We start from the raw sequence: 16,040 nt of genomic DNA, 5'->3' as shown, positions 1-16,040 counted from the left end.
TCAGTGAGAGGAGGGGTGCGATGGCGGCCATCGCCTTCGCGAAGCTCGGCGACACGGTGGGGGTCGAGGCGCTCGCGGTCGACGTCGACCGCCTGCTGAACGACGCGGACGTACCCGGCCAGTGCTGGGACGCGCTCGAGGAGCACGGCGTCCTGCTGTTCCGGGAACTCGGGATCGACGACGACGCCCAGGTGGCGTTCTGCCGCACGCTCGGCGACCTCGTGCAGTTCCGGGGTTACTCGAATCCCGAGGTCATGGAGATCAGCTTCGACCCGGCCAATCCGAACGCCGAGTATTTCGCGAGCAACGACCACTGGCACCTCGACGGCGCCCTGGACGCGGTACCGGCGAAGGCGTCGATCCTGACCGCCCACGTCACCGCGGACGAGGGCGGCGAGACGGAGTTCGCGAGTACCTACGCGGCGTACGACGCCCTCTCCGACGCGGAGAAGGACCGTTACGCCGGGCTGCGCGTGGTCCACACGTTCGAGGCCATCCAGCGTCGGACGTATCCGGACCCGACGCCGGAACAGCAAGCGGAGTGGGATTCCCGGGCGGGGCGGGAACATCCGCTCGTCTGGGCGCACCGGTCCGGGCGTCGCTCGCTGGTGTTCGGGGGCACGGCGTCGCACGTCGTCGGTATGGACGTGGACGAAGGGCGCGCTCTGCTGGCGGACCTCGAACGGCGAGCCACCGCACCGGACCGCGTGCTGCGCCACCACTGGTCGGTGGGCGACATGGTGATGTGGGACAACCGGGGTCTCGTTCACCGCGCCTGTCCGTTCGACCGCGCGCAGCCGCGCCGGATGCACCGCACCACTGTCGTCGGAGATGAGGCCATCACATGAGCACACGGGTTGCTGTCGTCACGGGCGGCGGATCGGGGATCGGCGAGGCGATCAGCCGACGCCTCGCCGCGGACGGCGCACTCGTCGCGGTCCTCGACCGGGACGGCGACGCGGCCACGGCCGCCGCCGCGTCGATCGAGGAGGACGGTGGCAAGTCCGTCGGCCTGGCCGTCGACGTGACCGACCGGGCCGCCGTCGACGCGGCCCTCGGCGAGGTCGGTGCCCGGCTGGGGCGGCCGACGATCCTGGTGAACAACGCCGGGGTGAGCGTCGTCGGCCCGTTCCTCGAGGTCACGCTCGAGACCTGGAACCGGATGCTGGCGGTCAACCTGACCGGCACGTTCCACTGCTGCCAGGCGGCGTTACCGGGAATGGTCGAGGAAGGCTGGGGACGCATCGTCAACATCTCCTCGTCGAGCATCCACAGTGGCTCGGCCGGGATGTCCGGCTACGTCGCCGCGAAGTCGGGCGTCGTCGGCCTCACGAAGGTGCTGGCGCTGGAGTTCTCCCGGTACGGGGTCACGGTCAACACGATCCCGCCCGGCTTCATCGACACGCCGATGCTCCGCCAGACCGTGGAGCAGGGATACGTCGACCTCGCGGCGCAGACCGCCAAGACCCCGGTGGGACGGGTCGGCCGGCCCGAGGACATCGCGGCGGCCACCGCGTTCCTGGTGAGCGAGGAGGCCGGCTACATCACCGGACAGATCCTCGGCGTCAACGGCGGGCGCAACACGTGAGCCGCATTCCGCCGATTCCGCCCGCCGAGTGGTCGCCGGAACTCCGGACGTTCATCACCGAATTCCGGGACACGGTCCGGGCGGGCAAGCCCTCCGAGGGGCGCCCGAACGGCGCGAACCTGCTCGGCGTGCTGGCCAACCACCCCGCGCTCACCACCGCGTTCCTCCAGTTCAACGGACACCTCCTGTACGGGTCTCCGCTGCCCGGCCGGTATCGCGAGCTGCTGGTGCTGCGGGTGGCGTGGCTCCGGCGGTGCGACTACGAGTGGGCTCAGCACGTCGTCCAGGCCGACGGCGTCGGCCTGGACGACGCGGAGATCGACCGGGTGGGCGAGGGGCCGGACGCACCGGGCTGGACCCCGGTGGAGCGCGCGCTGCTGTCCGCGGCCGACGAGCTGCTCAGCGACGGGACGATCGGCGACGACACCTGGCGGGCCCTGTCCGGCGAGTTCGACGAGCGGCAGCTCATCGACCTGGTGTTCGCGGTCGGTACCTACGACATGCTGGCCAAGGCCATGCGGACGTTCGGCGTCGAGTTGGACGCCGACCTGGAGCCGTACCTCCGCGGCATCCGCGCGGTCCGCTGACGTTGCGGGCGGCGGCCGGTGGCGGCCGGCGGACGGTTTCCCGAAAGACCACCCGTCTGCGGCCGCTGACGGGTGGTCTTCGAAAATCCGCCGGCCGCTGCGGCTCAGCGGCCCGTCCAGCGGGGGGCGCGCTTCTCGGCGAACGCGCGGGGGCCTTCCTGGGCGTCGTCACTGCGGTAGCAGGTCTCCGAGGCGTGCCTCGCCGCCTGTAGCGCGGCGGACCGTCCCATCTCGGTGGAGAGCATCACGGTCTCCCGGGCGGCCCGGACGGAGAGCGGAGCGCCGGCGAGGATCTCGCGGGCCAGGTCCAGCGCGACGGTGAGCACGTCGCCGGACTCGGCCAGGCGGTTGACCAGCCCGATCTCGTATGCTCGCGCGGCGGTGATCGGGTTGCCGGTCAGCAGGATCTCCATCATGATCCGCTGCGGGATCATGTGGATCAGCGGTGCCGCCCACGGCGAGCTCCGCCCGACCTTCACCTCGGTCACCGCGAATCGCGCGGTCGTGCTGGCCACGCACAGGTCGCAGGCTTGCGCGAGCATCCACCCGCCGGCGAACGCGACGCCGTTGACCGCGGCGATCGTGGGTTTGGACAGTTCGACGGTGTCGTACGGCAGCGGGAACAGGTCTCGGGGCGGAACGCCCATGCCGGTCTCCACCATCTCCTTCAGGTCACCGCCGGCGCAGAACGCCTTGTCCCCGGCCCCGGTCAGCACGGCGACGCGCAGTGCGGGGTCCCGCTCGAACCGGTCCCAGGCTGCGGCCAGTCCTTCGCGGACGTCCCGGGCCAGGCAGTTCCGCGTCTCCGGGCGGTTGAGCGTGATCACCGCGATGCCGTCGTCGCGGGCGTCGAACAGGACAGCGTCCATCAGTAACCTCTCCGTGCGATCGCGTGGGCCTCGCGATCCAGGTCCTCCCGGAAGTCCGGGTGGGCGATCGCGACCAGGCGGCGTGCGCGCTCGGCCAGCGTCCGGCCGCGCAGCTGCGCGGCGCCGAACTCGGTGACGACGACGTCCACGTCGCTGCGTGCGGTGGTGACCGGGCCGGACAGCTGGGCGGTGATCCGGCTGACCGTGCCGCGCTTGGCGGTCGCGGGCAGAACGATCAGCGCGTGACCCCCCGGCGAGCGCGCACCGGCCCGGACGAAGTCCACCTGGCCGCCGGTACCGCCGAGGTAGGCCGAGCCGCTCTGCTCCGCGTTCACCGCCCCGGTGAGGTCGACCTCCAGCGCCGAGTTGAGCGTCACCAGCTTCGGTAGCTGCCCGAGCACGGCCGCGTCGTGGGTGTACGACGCGGAACACATCCGGATCGCGGGGTTGCGGTGCGCGAAGTCGTACAGGCGCCGGGTGCCGATCAGCGCGCCGGTGATCGAGACGCCGCGGTCGATCGGCTTCCGGGCGTTGGTGACGACGCCCGCCTCGACGAGGTCGACCAGGCCGTCGCCGAGCATTCCCGAGTGGACTCCGAGGTCGCGGCGGTCGCCCACGAGGCGCAGCAGGGCGTCGGGCACCGCGCCGATGCCGACCTGGAGCACCGAGCCGTCCTCGACGAAGTCCGCGGCATGCGCGGCGATCGCCCGATCGGTCGCGGTGACCGTCGCGGGCGGCACCTCGACCGGCGGCCGGGAGACCGGGACGACGTGGTCGATGGCCGATGCCGGTACCACCTCCCCGCAGGTGAACGGCGTCCGGTCGTTCACCTCGGCGACGACCACGCGGGCCTTCGCGACCGCGGCGCCGATGTGGTCGCTGATCAGCCCACAGCTGTGGTCGCCGTTGGCGTCGGCGGGGCTGACCTGGAGGAACACCGCGTCGCAGCCGATGATCCCGTCCTCGATCAGCGAGCCGACCCGGCCGACGTGGCAGGGGACGACGTTCAGCCGGTGTTGGGCGGCCCGCGCGCGGAGTGCCCCGATCGCCCCCATGCTCTGCAGCGCGAACGCGTCCGGGGAGGCGTCGGTGAACAGCCCGGAGAAGCTGGTGGCGACGAAGACCGTCAGGCCGCCGATCTCTGGTCCCTGCTCGATCAGCGCCTCGACCAGCGTCGTCGGCTCGCCGCAGGCCTGACCGACGACGACGTGGTCCCCGGCGCGCAGTATCCGGCGCAGGTCCACGCTCATCAGTACGACTTCGGCAGGTCGAAAACCTTCTCGGCCAGGTAGTTCAGGATCATGTGCGGGCTGATCGGTGCGGTCCGGGGGATGAGGATCTCCCGCAGGTACCGCTCGACGTGGTACTCCTGCGCGTACCCCATGCCGCCCAGCGTCAGCATCGCGGTGTGGCACGCTTCGAACCCGGCCTCGGCGGCGAGGTACTTGCCCGCGTTCGCCGGAACACCGCACTCCTGACCCCGGTCGAACCGGGTGGCGGCCTGCATCACCATGAGGTTGGCGGCCTCCAGCTGGGCCCAGCAGCGGGCGAGCGGGTGCTGGATACCCTGGTTCATGCCGATCGGCCGGCCGAAGACGACTCGTTCCCGGGCGTAGCGCGCCGCACGCTGCAGCGCGGCACGGCCCAGCCCCACCGCCTCCGCGCCGAGCAGGATCCGCTCCGGGTTGAGACCGTGCAGGATGATCCGGAACCCGTCGCCTTCCGCGCCGATCCGGTCGGACTCCGGGATCCACAGGTCGTTGAGGAACAGCAGGTTGGAGTCGACGGCGTGCCGGCCCATCTTCGGGATCGCGCGCACCTCCACCCGGGACCGATCGAGGTCGGTGAAGAACAGCGACAGCCCGTCGGTCCGTCGCTTCACCTGGTCGAGTGGGGTGGTGCGGGCGAGCAGCATCATCGAGTGCGCTTCCTGCGCGACCGAGATCCAGATCTTCTCGCCGTTGACCAGGTAACCGCCGTCGCGGCGTTCGGCTCGGGTACGCAGTGCGGTCGTGTCCAGCCCGGCGTCGGGCTCCGTCACGGCGAAGCAGATCAGCTTCTCGCCGCTGAGCACCGGCGGGATCATCCGCTGCCGTTGCTCCGGGGTGCCGAACTGCGCGACCGGCTGCATGCTGAACACCGGGCCGTGGATGCTGGACGCGGCGGTCATCCCGCCGCCGGCCTCGGCGACGGCCTGCATCATCACGGCCGCCTCGGAGATGCCGAGCCCGGCGCCGCCGCAGGCTTCCGGCATCGCGATGCCGAGCCAGCCCGACTTCGCCATCGACGCGTGGAAGTCGTGCGGGAACGTGCCGTCCCGGTCCCGATCGAGCCAGTACTGGTCGGAGAAGCGCGCGCAGTGCTCCAACACCCCGTCGCGGATGCCCCGCTGGTCGTCGGTGAGCGAGTCGGTGAAAGAGAACGTCATGCCGTCACTTCCCGCCCCGGTCGGATGCTTCCCGGCTGGGTGTGCCGCGGCCGAGTTCGTCGAAGATCTCCTCGGTGTGGGCGCCGAGCCGGGGTGCCGGACCGGCGACCCGGCCCGGCGTGCGGGAGAACCAGGTCGGCACCCCGGGGAAACGCACCGGGCCGTTCGGCGTGTCCACCGTCTCGAACAGGCCGACGGCGTTCAGGTGCCGATCGTCGAGCAATTCGTCGAGGGCGCGGACCGGTGCGGCCGGGATCTCGAGGGATCGGAGCAGGTCGAGCCAGTCCTGCGTGGTGCGCTCCCGGAACGTCTCGGCCAGCAGCGCGTAGACGGTCTCCACCTGCTGCGCGCGTTGTGCGAGCGTCGCGAACTCGGGGCGGGCCCACGGCGGTTTCACCGCGTCGACGAACGCGGACCACTGTTTGTCGTTGTAGACCAGCGCGGAGATCAGGCCGTCCTTGGTGCGGTACGGAGCGCGGTTGGGGGCCAGCGCGCGCGGGTACCCCGGCGGGCCGAGCGGCGGGGTGAACATCGCGACGTTGGCGTGCTCCACCAGCATGAACGCGGCCATCGTCTCGAACATGGCGACCTCGACCTCCTGGCCTTCGCCGGTGCGCTCGCGGTGGAACAGCGCCATCGTGGTGGCGTAGAGCGCGGTCATTCCGGCCACCTTGTCGGCGAGGATCGTGCCCACGTAGCTGGGTGTCCCGGTCAGTTGCTGCTGGACGTACGGCAGCCCGCACTCGGCCTGGATCGTGTCGTCGTACGCGGTCCGGTTCGCGTCCGGACCGCGGCGGCCGTAGCCGTAGCAGTTCGTGTAGACGATCGTCGGGTTGATCGCCGCGACCTCCGGATAGCCGAACCCGAGGGCGTTGATGGCCTTGCCGCGCATCGAGTGGATGAAGACGTCGCCGCCCTCGATCAGCGCGGACAGCCCGTCCTTGCCCTCGGCCGTCCGGAGGTCGAGCACCACGCTGCGCTTGCCCCGGTTGATGTTGGTGAACACGCCGCCCATGCCCGGTTCGGGGCCGGCCGAGATGTACCGGGTGTTGTCGCCGCTGGGGGGCTCGATCTTGATCACGTCCGCGCCCAGGTCAGCCATGATCTGGGTGCAGTAGGGGCCCATCACCATCGCCGTGAGGTCGATGACGCGGACGCCGGACAGCGGACCGGGATGACTCGTTCTCACGTCTCGTTACCTCCGCGTCGGACCTTAATCAGTCAATCATTGCAAGGATTGTGATATCAAGAAATGGTGCGCAGCAAGGACACGGGAAACGCGGTGGCAGGAGTCCTGGACGCCGCGGTGGCCCGGTATCCGGACCGTCCGGCGGTCGAAGCGGCGTCGGGCGTCTGGTCCTATGCGGAGCTGGACGATCAGGCGCGGCGGGCCGCCGGAGCCCTGTGGGCGCTCGGTGTCCGCCCGGGCGACCGGGTGGCCGCCTGCCTCCCCAACGACCTGCAGATCGTCGCGGCCTTCCACGGCGCGCAGCGGATCGGCGCGATCTGGGCCGGGATCGGCGAGGCGCTGGCCCCGGGTGAGCAGGAGGCGCTCCGGGACCTCTGCGAGCCCACCGTCGTGCTCGCCGGGCCGCGGTGCCGGGTGGATGGTGTGCACTCCGATCGATGGGCGGAGCTGCTCGACCGGGACCTCACCGCGCCCACCGTCGATCACGACGTCGACGCGCCGGCCGGGATCGCGTTCACCAGCGGAACGTCCGGTGCGCCGAAGGCCGTCGTGCACAGCCAGCGGAACCTGCTGCTGCCCGGGGCGGTGCTCGTCGCGACCCGGGGCTGGGGGCCGGAGCTGCGCAAGGGCGACAGCTTCCCGCTCACGATCCTCAACCTCATCGTCCTCTCGACGCTGCTGACCGCGCAGGCCGGTGGCTGCTGTGTCCTGATGGACCGGCGGGACGCCGACGGCGTCGCCGAGTGGATCGCCACCCGGCGCGTCACCGTGTGGAACGGGGCCCCTGCCCAGCTCTACGACCTGGCCCGACGCCCCGGCGCCGACCTGAGCTCGCTGCGGGAGGTGTGGAGCGGCGGCAGCGACACTCCCGACGCCGTGCGCCGCGCGTTCGCCGCCGCCCACGGGGTGGCGCCGCGGGCCACCTACGGCCTGACCGAGGCGCCGACCGTGGTGGCGATCGATCCACCGGGGAGCGACTGGCGCCCGGCCGCCAGCGGGCAGGTGTTGCCACAGTTCGACGTCGCGGCGTACGACGACGCGGGGCGGCGGCTGCCGGTGGGGGAGCCGGGTGAGCTGCGGCTGGCGGCGGCGGCAGGCGGTCGGTGGGCGGGGCGGTGGACCCCCCTGCTCGGTTACTGGGAGGACGGTGGTGTCCGCCAGTCGTCGCCGGGCCCGTTCCCGACCGGCGACGTCGGAGCCGTCGACGGCGACGGATGGCTGACGGTCCTGGACCGGAAGAAGCTGGTGATCATCCGAGGTGGAGCGAACGTCTACCCGCTGGAGGTGGAGCGGGTGATCGCCGGGCACCCGGACGTCGTCCGGGTCGCGGTCTGCGGGGTGCCGGACGAGCGTCTGGGCCAGCGCGTGGCGGCCGTCGTCCAGAGCGCGGGCGGAACGCTCGATCTGGACGCACTGGCCGAGCGGTGCCGACGCGAACTGGCCCCGTACAAGGTGCCCGAGCTGTGGACACAGGTCGACGCCCTGCCGGTGAACGCGATGGGTAAGGTCCAGCGCACCGGGCTGTCCCAACTCGTTGGCACGCCGGAACGGTCATGAACCGCCACCGGCATCACTGCTAAACTTATAATTATGGCGATTGCGGGCTCCGAACACACCAAAATAGGCCAATTGCGTATGGCGGAGCAGGTCGCCTCTGTCCTCCGGGACCGGATCCTCGCGGGCGGCATCGTCGACGGGACGTCGCTGCCGAAGCAGGACGAGCTCGTCGCCGAGTTCGGAGTGAGCTACCCCTCGGTGCGCGAGGCGTTGCGCATTCTGGAGACCGAAGGATTCATCACCGTCCGCCGGGGCAATCGCGGCGGTGCGATCGTGCACGCACCGGACATCGGAACCGCGGGGTACGCGCTCGGTCTGACGCTGCAGGCGATGCAGGTCAAGGCCACCGACCTCGGAGAGGCGCTGGCGGTGCTCGAACCGCTGTGCGTGGCCCGCCTGGCGCAGCGGGCCGATCGCAGCCGGGTCGTGGTGCCCCGGCTGCGAGAACTGCTGGTGGTCGGCGAGAACTGCATCGACGACGGGGCCGTCTTCACGACGGCGTCGCGCGAGTTCCACGACGCGCTGGTCGGTTTCGAGACCAACGCCACGCTGCGGGTCGTCGTGAAGAGCCTGACGTCGCTCTGGTCGGTGCAGGAGGAGGCGTGGGCGGAGGCGCAAGCGTCCCGGGGCGCCTACCCCTCGCGCGGGGACTGCGCCGCCGCGCACCGCGCACACGAGCGCCTGGTGGAGTGCATCGAAGACGGCGACGCGGACGAGGCCGCACGGATCGCGCGGGACCACCTCGCGGCGGCGCAGCACTGGGTGGGCCGATCGCTGAAGGGCGGCGTCATCGACGCGGCGTCCGACCGGAGCCGGAAGCGGTTCCGGCGCGGCTGACTCGCCGGGCCTTATCCTTGTAAGGATTGAAAGTTCTCCCTACGATCGGGCGAAGCGGCCGACGGTCGCTCCTCGCGGGGCGGTGGCTGCGCGAGGCCTGCGTGTGAGGGGAGACCCGCGTGGCCTTCGACCGCGACGTCGCGGCGCGAATGCTCGATCTCGACGGTCGGGTGGCGATCGTGACCGGTGCCTCGTCCGGCCTGGGTGCGGCGGTGGCCGAGGCGATGGCGTCGCTCGGCGCGCGGGTCGCCGTGGTGGCGCGCCGGCACGATCGGCTGGCCGAACTGGCCGAGCGTTTCGACGGTCTCGCCGTCGCCTGCGACCTGTCCGATCCCGACCGGGTCGGCGAGGTGGTGCCGGCCGTCGCGGAGGCGCTCGGGCCACCGGAGATCCTCGTCAACGCCGCCGGCAGCATGTTCACCGAGGCGCGCGGCGAGTCCGAACCCGTCGACGCGATCCGCCGGACTCTCGACCTGAACCTGGTCGCGCCGTTCCTGCTCGCGCAGGGCGTCTTCCCGCACATGCGCACGGTCGGGCGGGGTGCGATCGTCAACATCTCGTCGATCAGCGGCCGGGTCGGCATCCCGGGTATCCCACAGGCGTCCTACGCGGCGAGCAAAGCGGGCCTGAGTGGTCTCACCGCCGAGCTCGCGGTGCAGTGGGCGCGGCACTCGATCCGGGTGAACACGGTGGCGCCCGGCTTCTTCCGCAGCGAGATCACCGGCCCGCTCTACGACGCGGAGAAGGCGCGGGAGTACCTCCGCCGGAACACGCCGCTGCCCAAGGAGGGCTCCGCTGAGGACATCGTCGGTGCGGTCCTGTGGCTCGTCGGCGACGGCGGGGGCTACGTGACCGGCCAGACGATCGTTGTCGATGGCGGCTGGACTGCGCGCTAAACTCATTATCATTGTAAGGATTGAGCTATCGTGGTCCGCATGGACTACACGATGGGCGAGCGCGCCACGGTCCTCCGCGCCGAGCTGCGTCGTCTCGTGGCGGAGCACGTCCCCGACGACTACCTCGGCGCGTTCACCGATGACCCGGCGGACCTGGCGGTGGCCCAGGAGTTCTGCCGGCTCCTCGCCGACCGCGGCCTGCTCTGCATCGCCTGGCCGGAGGAGTTCGGCGGCGGCGGTGGCTCGGCCTGGGAACAGACGGTGGTCCGCGAGGAGATGTGGGCACACCACGAACCCCGCGGCGCCCAGTACATGGGCGTCAACTGGGTCGGGCCGACGATCATGCGCCACGGGACACCGGACCAGCAGCGTCTCCACCTGCCCTCGATCGCGCGGGGCGAGGTGATCTGGTGTCAGGGCTTCAGCGAGCCCGAAGCCGGCTCCGATCTCGCGTCGCTGCGGACGGCCGCCCGCCCGGACGGTGACGGCTGGCGCATCTCCGGCCAGAAGATCTGGACCTCCTACGCGACGATGGCGCAGTGGTGCTTCCTGCTGGCCAGGACCGCCACCGGCGCGAAGAAGCAGGACGGGCTGACGATCTTCCTGGTGCCGATGAGCACGCCGGGGATCGAGGTCCGGCCCATCCGCAGCCTGATGGGCCCGCACCACCTCAACGAGGTCTTCTTCGACGACGTCCGGGTCGAGCCCACCGACGTGCTCGGCACCGTGGGCGACGGCTGGCGGGTGGTCCAGGAGGTGCTGTCGTTCGAGCGCGTCGGCATCGCGCGCTACGCCCGGTGCGAGCGCCTGCTGCTGGCCGCACCGGGCGTCCTGGGTGACCAGTGGGACGGCCTTCCGCCGGAGCTGCGGGCGCGCTGGTCCCGGATGCTCGTCCACTGCCGACGGGCCCGGCTGCTCGCCTACCGGGTCGTCGCATTGCAGAACGACGGCCAGGTGACCCCGGGGGACGCCGCGGCCTACCGCATCGCGGTGACCAGGCTCGACCAGGACAGCGCGGAGGTGCTGATGGAGATCGCGGGTGCGGCGTCGCTGACCGGGCCGGACGGCGTCCGATTCCGCCGCGAGGTGGAGGACCACTGGCGGTACGCCCAGGCGTCCACCGTGGCGTCGGGCAGCATCGAGATCCAGCGCATGCTGCTCTCCCGCGCCCTGCTGGCGGCGTCGTGAACCTGGATCTGAGCGACGAGGCGATCGAGTACGCGCGGCAGGCATCGCGTGCCCTCGCCGCGGCGGGCGGGGACCAGCTGGCGCAGCTCGCCGAGGACGAACCGGACCGGCGGGCCGGTCTCGCCGAGCCCGTCCTGGAGAACCTCGGCGCCTGGGAACTGGAGCCCCGCACCAGCGCCCTGGAGCTGGAGGCCGCCGCGGCGCTGTGCCGGAGCGCGGGGTACTGGGCGCTGGCCTACCCGGTGGCCGAGCGGCTGGCCCGCCCGGTCGATCTCGCCGCCGACGGCCTGGTCGTCGTCGCCGGGCCGGTGCCCGCCGCGGCCATCGCCCACCTGGATCTGCGCTGGGTCGCCGTCACCCTGGACGGGCAGCGCAGCAGCGCGATCGCGAAGCCCGGGAGCGAGCCGACGCGTACCTCGCTGTTCGTCAGTGAGCTGGAGCTGTCCGCGATCGACGACGACGGCGCGAAAGACGTCGCGCTCGGGCTGGTGCTGCCGAGCTGGACGCTGCTCGGGATGCTGGACCGCGCGATCGACCTCGCCCGGGCGCACGTCGGTGTACGCACGCAGTTCGGCCGGCCGCTCTCGGCGTTCCAGGCGGTGCAGTTCCAGCTCGCCGACGCCGAGGTCGAGCGGATGGGGGTCGAGGTGCTGGCCAAGTACGCGCTGTGGAGCGTCCGGAACGGCGGCGACGACGCGCTCGCGGACGCGCTCGCGCTGCGGGTCGCGGCCGCCGAGGCGGCCGACACCGTGTTCCGCGCCGCACACCAGCTGCACGGCGCGGTCGGCTTCTGCGACGAGACCGCGCTCTCCTGGCTGTCCCGGTACAGCCAGCCGCTCCGACGACTGCCGCTGGGCCTGTCGGCGGCGCGCGAGCGGTTGACGGAGCTGCTCGGACGGCGTGGACTGACCGGCCTGTACTGCGAGCCACTGGGCGCCGAGCAACCGCTCGACGCCAGCCCGGTGTGAGAGGACGGCCAGCCGTGACGTACGACCTGCCCGCCGAGCTGCGCGTCGAGGCCGACGGGCCGGTACGGACCGTCGTGCTGAACCGGCCCGACGCCCTCAACGCGGTCGACGAATCGCTCCACTCCGCGCTCGCCGACGTCTGGCAGCAGCTCGCCGCCGACGAGGAGGCGCGGGTGGTGATCCTCACCGGCGCCGGGCGGGCGTTCTGCTCCGGCGGCGACCTCGACTGGATCACGTCCTTCCTCGACGACCCGGAAGCCCGGGACGCGAGCCTGCGGTCCGGCGCCCGGATCGTCGAGGAGATGCTCCGCTTCCCGCTGCCGGTGATCGCCGCGGTCAACGGGCCGGCCGTCGGCCTGGGCTGCACGCTGGCCGTGCTGTCGGACATCGTGCTGCTCTCGGAGACCACGTACCTGGCCGATCCGCACGTCACGGTAGGCCTGGTCGCCGGGGACGGCGGCGCGGCGTTCTGGTCGCTGATCACCCCGATCCTGCGGTCCCGGGAGTACCTCTACACCGGCGACCGGATCCCGGCGGCGACCGCGGTCGAGCTGGGCCTGGCCACCCGCACGGTCGCGCCGGAGGCCGTCCTCGCCGAGGCCCGACGCTGCGCGGAGCGGCTCGCGGCCCAGCCGCCGGAGGCGCTGCGCGGCACCAAGCTGCTGCTCAACGGCGTCCTGTCCCGCGCGTTGGCCGAGGCGCTGCCGGCGGGGTTCGCCGCGGAGGGCGCCACGATGCGCTCAGCCGACCACCGCGACCGGCTGCGGGCACTCCGGCGTCCGGCGAGCACACCGTGAGCGCCTGGCCTACCGACCCCGCGGAGTTCCGGAGCGCCGTGCGGGAGTGGTGCCGGACGCACGTGCCCCGCGACTGGCGGCGCGCGCAGACCGGCGTGCCGGAGAAGGAGTACGTCGCGTTCCAGCACGACTGGTTCCAGGAGCTGCGTCGAGCGGACCTCGCCGTGCCGCACTGGCCGGCCGAGTGGGGCGGCGGGATGTCCGCGGCGGCGCAGACGGTGCTCTACCAGGAGCTCGCTGCCGCCGACGCGCCCCGGCTCGTGCTCGCGTTCGTCGCGATCCACCACGCCGCCTCCACGCTTATGGTCGCCGGTACCGACGAGCAGCGTGCGCGGCACCTGCCCGCGATCCTCGACGGGGAGATCTGGGTCCAGGGGTTCTCCGAGCCCGGCGCGGGGTCCGATCTGGCCAGTCTGCGGACCACCGCTCGCCGGCACGGCGACCGCTACGTCGTCAACGGGCACAAGATCTGGGCGAGCGGTGCGGTGCACGCGGACTGGTGCCTGCTGCTGGCCCGCACGGACCCGCAGGCGCCCAAGCGGCGCGGGATCTCCTACCTGCTGCTGGACATGCGCTCGCCCGGCGTCGACGTGCGTCCGATCCGGCAAGCCACCGGCGACTCGCACTTCGCCGAGATCTTCTTGGACGACGTGACGGTCCCGGCGGCGAACCTCGTCGGGAACGAGAACGAGGGCTGGCGGGTGGCACAGGCGACGCTGGGCGCGGAGCGCGGCGTGACGATGCTCGAACTCGCGGAGCGGCTGGGTAACGCGGGCTTCCGGTGGCTGGTGGAGGCGTGCGGTGCCCGCCGCTCCGACGGCACGCGCCCGCTCGACGACCCCCGGGTGCAGGAGCGGCTCGGCGCTTTCGAGACGGAGATCGCGGCCCTCCGTGCGCTGTGCCGGGCGCACGTCGAGCGGGCCGCGGCGGGGACGACCGGGCCGGCCGATGCGTCGGTGGTCAAGCTCTGTTACAGCGAGTTGCTCCAGCGCGTCACGGACTTCGGCGTGGAGATCAGCGGCCCGGCGGCGCACACCGTGCTCCGGAAGCCGCTCTCCAGCGGGTGGGAGTCCGGCGCGTGGATGCTCGACTTCGTCAGCTCGTGGGAGTGGACGATTCCGGGCGGTTCGAGCGAGATCCAGCGGACGATCATCGGCGAGCGAGGCCTCGGGCTGCCGCGGGAACCGGGCGCCGCATGACGATCAGCGAACCCCAGGGAGCCACTGAGTTGGTGGATTCGGCGGAGTTGGCCGAGCTGCACGACGAGCTGCGTGCGGTCGCCCGTGATCTGCTGGGCGCGCACCCGCCGGAGAACCCGGTCGAGTGGCGCACGCTCGCCGAAGCGGGGTGGACGGGCCTCGAGGTGTCCGACGCGCTCGGCGGGGCGGGCGCCACGTTCGCCGAGGCCGCGGTCGTCCTCGAGGAGCTGGGCCGGGCGGCGGCCCACAGCCGGTACCTCGGTGCGGTCCTCGCCGTCGGGACGCTCGGTCTGCTCGCGCCGTCGCCCGACCGCCACGCGTTACTCGACGGCGTCGCGCGCGGCGCCGTGGCCCCGACCGCCGCGGTGCTGGACGCCGGAGTGGACAGCCTGCGGGGCGACGTCCCGTTCCGGCTGGAGCGGGGCCTCCGCCTGTCCGGGCGGGCCACGTTCGTGCCGGACGCGGTCGGCGCCGACCGGCTCCTGCTGCTGGCCCGCGAACCCGGCGGCACCCCCGTCGTCGTGCTGCTGGATCCCGGTGCGGTGCCGCTCGGCGTCGTCGAGCAGGAGGTTCTCGACCCGACCCGCCGGTTCGGGATCGTCGAGGCGGACGCCGTGCCGCTGCCGTCCGCCGCGGTGCTGCCGTTCACGGCCGACCCGGACGCGGCCGTGCGTCGGCTCGTCGACCGGGCGGCCGCCGCGCTGGCCTGCGACAGCCTCGGCATCAGCGAAGCGGTGCTCGCCGCCACCGTGGCCTACGCCCGGACGCGCGAACAGTTCGGCCGCCCGATCGGCTCGTTCCAGGCGGTCAAACATGCCTGCGCGGACCTCTTCGTGCAGGCGTCGCTCTCCCGCCGGCTGGTGTCCGAGGCCGCGCGCTCGCTCGCCGTGGACGCTTCGGGGGCCTCGGATGCGACGGAGACGGCCCTGGCGGTCTCGAGGGCGAAGTCCTACGCGTGCGCGGCCGCGGTCGACGCCGCCGGCACCGCGATGCAGCTGCACGGCGCGATCGGGTACGCCTGGGAGAGCGGGCTCCACGCGTATCTCAAGCGGGCGGCGCTGAACCGCTCGTTGTTCGGCTCACCCGCCGAGCACCGCCAACGCCTAGCCGCCCGCTACCGCTGACCGCCGCGCGCGCGGTGTGGCGTGCGCGGGGCGCGGGCGGCGTGCGCGCGGGCGTCGTGCGCGAGGCGCGGGTGCTTTTCCCGAAAATCAACCTCTCCGGACGCGCGGTGAGGTGGTTTTCCCGAAAGGCAACCTCTCGCACCCCGTGGTGAGGTGCTCTTCCCGAAAAGCCACCCCTCGCGACGATGCATGGTCGTGCCACCGGGAGTGGCTGACTGCTCGACAGAGGCGGCCGTCGGGGTGGCGCCGCTCATGGTTGGCGCGTTCTCCGGGCGCCGTGCGGGGTGGTTGGTGCGGTTTCCGGGTGGCGCACCCAGTGGTTGTCGTGCTTTCGGGGCGCTGCCCAGGGTGGTTGTCGTGCATTCCGGACCATGGCACGGAAAGCGCAGCACCCATTCGGCGTGCACCCGGAAACGCCGACAACCACCCTCCGACGTCGTGTCAGCCAGGGCTCGTGTCCAGCACCGGTGTCGGTCGGGCGGGTGCCTCCCGCCGGTGCAGCGACGTCACCCGCCGTTGCACTGCCGGGCACTCTGCGCTGGGAGGCGTTACCACGACCGCTTGACGGTGCAGCGCGTCGTGACGTGCTCGCCGGAAGATCGGCCCGTCCGCCCGGGCGGCGCTACGCCGAGGCGCCGCGGAGCGGGCGTGCGCCGGGCGCGGGCGCGCGGCTTTCCCGAAAATCAACCTCTCCGGACGCGCGGTGAGGTGGTTTTCCCGAAAGGCAACCTCTCGCGCCCCGCGGTGAGGTGCCCTTCCCGAAAATGCGCCCGCCAGCGGCCCGCCCGCGTCGGCCGGCCAGCGCCCCGCGCC

15 protein-coding genes are annotated in these 16,040 nt (G+C 72.2%); 11 read left to right on the top strand and 4 right to left on the bottom strand.

Translation table 11 applies throughout. The features are described from left to right. Window positions 1-20: 20 nt before the first annotated feature. Genes ABEB28_RS08310 through ABEB28_RS08300 form a run of 3 tightly spaced genes read left to right on the top strand, consistent with a single transcriptional unit; the run spans window position 21 to window position 2,175 of the window. On the top strand, window positions 21-848 hold the full coding sequence (locus ABEB28_RS08310; protein WP_345727393.1) for a TauD/TfdA dioxygenase family protein: 828 nt from the start codon (window positions 21-23) through the stop codon (window positions 846-848). Beyond that, window positions 845-1,588 (top strand): SDR family NAD(P)-dependent oxidoreductase, encoded by a 744-nt coding sequence (locus ABEB28_RS08305; protein WP_345727392.1) that lies wholly within the window; start codon window positions 845-847, stop codon window positions 1,586-1,588. The genes ABEB28_RS08310 and ABEB28_RS08305 overlap by 4 nt, the downstream gene beginning before the upstream one ends. Beyond that, window positions 1,585-2,175: a carboxymuconolactone decarboxylase family protein gene (locus tag ABEB28_RS08300; protein ID WP_345727391.1), complete on the top strand. Its 591-nt coding sequence runs from the start codon at window positions 1,585-1,587 to the stop codon at window positions 2,173-2,175. The genes ABEB28_RS08305 and ABEB28_RS08300 overlap by 4 nt, the downstream gene beginning before the upstream one ends. 104 nt (window positions 2,176-2,279) lie before the next feature. Here ABEB28_RS08300 and ABEB28_RS08295 read toward each other — a convergent pair whose 3' ends face one another. The 4 genes from ABEB28_RS08295 to ABEB28_RS08280 are packed head-to-tail and all read right to left on the bottom strand — an operon-like array spanning window position 2,280 to window position 6,637. After that, window positions 2,280-3,044 carry an enoyl-CoA hydratase/isomerase family protein gene (locus ABEB28_RS08295; RefSeq protein ID WP_345727390.1) on the bottom strand — a complete coding sequence of 255 codons (765 nt, stop codon included), beginning with the start codon at window positions 3,042-3,044 and terminating at the stop codon, window positions 2,280-2,282. Then, a complete protein-coding gene (locus ABEB28_RS08290; protein ID WP_345727389.1) occupies window positions 3,044-4,294 on the bottom strand; it encodes an acetyl-CoA hydrolase/transferase family protein in 1,251 nt (416 codons plus the stop codon). Before ABEB28_RS08290 ends, ABEB28_RS08295 begins: the two co-directional genes overlap by 1 nt. After that, complete coding sequence (locus ABEB28_RS08285; protein ID WP_345727388.1) at window positions 4,294-5,472, bottom strand: acyl-CoA dehydrogenase family protein; 1,179 nt, start codon at window positions 5,470-5,472, stop codon at window positions 4,294-4,296. The genes ABEB28_RS08290 and ABEB28_RS08285 overlap by 1 nt, the downstream gene beginning before the upstream one ends. A 4-nt stretch (window positions 5,473-5,476) precedes the next feature. Further along, entirely contained in the window at window positions 5,477-6,637 is a 1,161-nt protein-coding gene (locus ABEB28_RS08280; protein ID WP_345727649.1) for a CaiB/BaiF CoA transferase family protein, read from the bottom strand. A gap of 87 nt (window positions 6,638-6,724) precedes the next feature. On the opposite strand from ABEB28_RS08280, the gene ABEB28_RS08275 reads away from it, so the two are divergent. The 8 genes from ABEB28_RS08275 (at window position 6,725) to ABEB28_RS08240 (ending at window position 15,227) form a co-directional block, all read left to right on the top strand. Continuing rightward, window positions 6,725-8,218, top strand: a complete 1,494-nt coding sequence (locus ABEB28_RS08275) for a class I adenylate-forming enzyme family protein (RefSeq protein WP_345727387.1) — start codon at window positions 6,725-6,727, stop codon at window positions 8,216-8,218. A 78-nt stretch (window positions 8,219-8,296) separates the two neighbouring features. After that, complete coding sequence (locus tag ABEB28_RS08270) at window positions 8,297-9,055, top strand: FadR/GntR family transcriptional regulator (RefSeq protein ID WP_345727386.1); 759 nt, start codon at window positions 8,297-8,299, stop codon at window positions 9,053-9,055. Between the two features lie 149 nt (window positions 9,056-9,204). After that, the gene (locus tag ABEB28_RS08265) at window positions 9,205-9,951 is read left to right on the top strand and encodes an SDR family NAD(P)-dependent oxidoreductase (RefSeq protein ID WP_345727648.1); all 747 of its coding nucleotides are present in this window, start codon (window positions 9,205-9,207) and stop codon (window positions 9,949-9,951) included. Between the two features lie 39 nt (window positions 9,952-9,990). Continuing rightward, window positions 9,991-11,139 (top strand): acyl-CoA dehydrogenase family protein, encoded by a 1,149-nt coding sequence (locus tag ABEB28_RS08260; protein ID WP_345727385.1) that lies wholly within the window; start codon window positions 9,991-9,993, stop codon window positions 11,137-11,139. Beyond that, a complete protein-coding gene (locus ABEB28_RS08255; protein WP_345727384.1) occupies window positions 11,136-12,107 on the top strand; it encodes an acyl-CoA dehydrogenase family protein in 972 nt (323 codons plus the stop codon). Before ABEB28_RS08260 ends, ABEB28_RS08255 begins: the two co-directional genes overlap by 4 nt. Window positions 12,108-12,121: 14 nt before the next feature. Then, window positions 12,122-12,904, top strand: coding sequence for an enoyl-CoA hydratase/isomerase family protein (locus tag ABEB28_RS08250; protein ID WP_345727383.1), 783 nt, complete (start codon window positions 12,122-12,124; stop codon window positions 12,902-12,904). Continuing rightward, on the top strand, window positions 12,901-14,103 hold the full coding sequence (locus ABEB28_RS08245; RefSeq protein ID WP_345727382.1) for an acyl-CoA dehydrogenase family protein: 1,203 nt from the start codon (window positions 12,901-12,903) through the stop codon (window positions 14,101-14,103). Before ABEB28_RS08250 ends, ABEB28_RS08245 begins: the two co-directional genes overlap by 4 nt. Beyond that, window positions 14,100-15,227 (top strand): acyl-CoA dehydrogenase family protein, encoded by a 1,128-nt coding sequence (locus ABEB28_RS08240; RefSeq protein WP_345727381.1) that lies wholly within the window; start codon window positions 14,100-14,102, stop codon window positions 15,225-15,227. The genes ABEB28_RS08245 and ABEB28_RS08240 overlap by 4 nt, the downstream gene beginning before the upstream one ends. The last annotated feature ends 813 nt before the right edge of the window (window positions 15,228-16,040 follow it).

Origin of the sequence: Cryptosporangium minutisporangium, from assembly GCF_039536245.1 — a bacterium.
Taxonomy (GTDB): Bacteria; Actinomycetota; Actinomycetes; order Mycobacteriales; family Cryptosporangiaceae; genus Cryptosporangium; species Cryptosporangium minutisporangium.
Note: the sequence above shows the minus strand (reverse complement) of the source record. Positions and strands in the feature narration are given on the sequence as shown.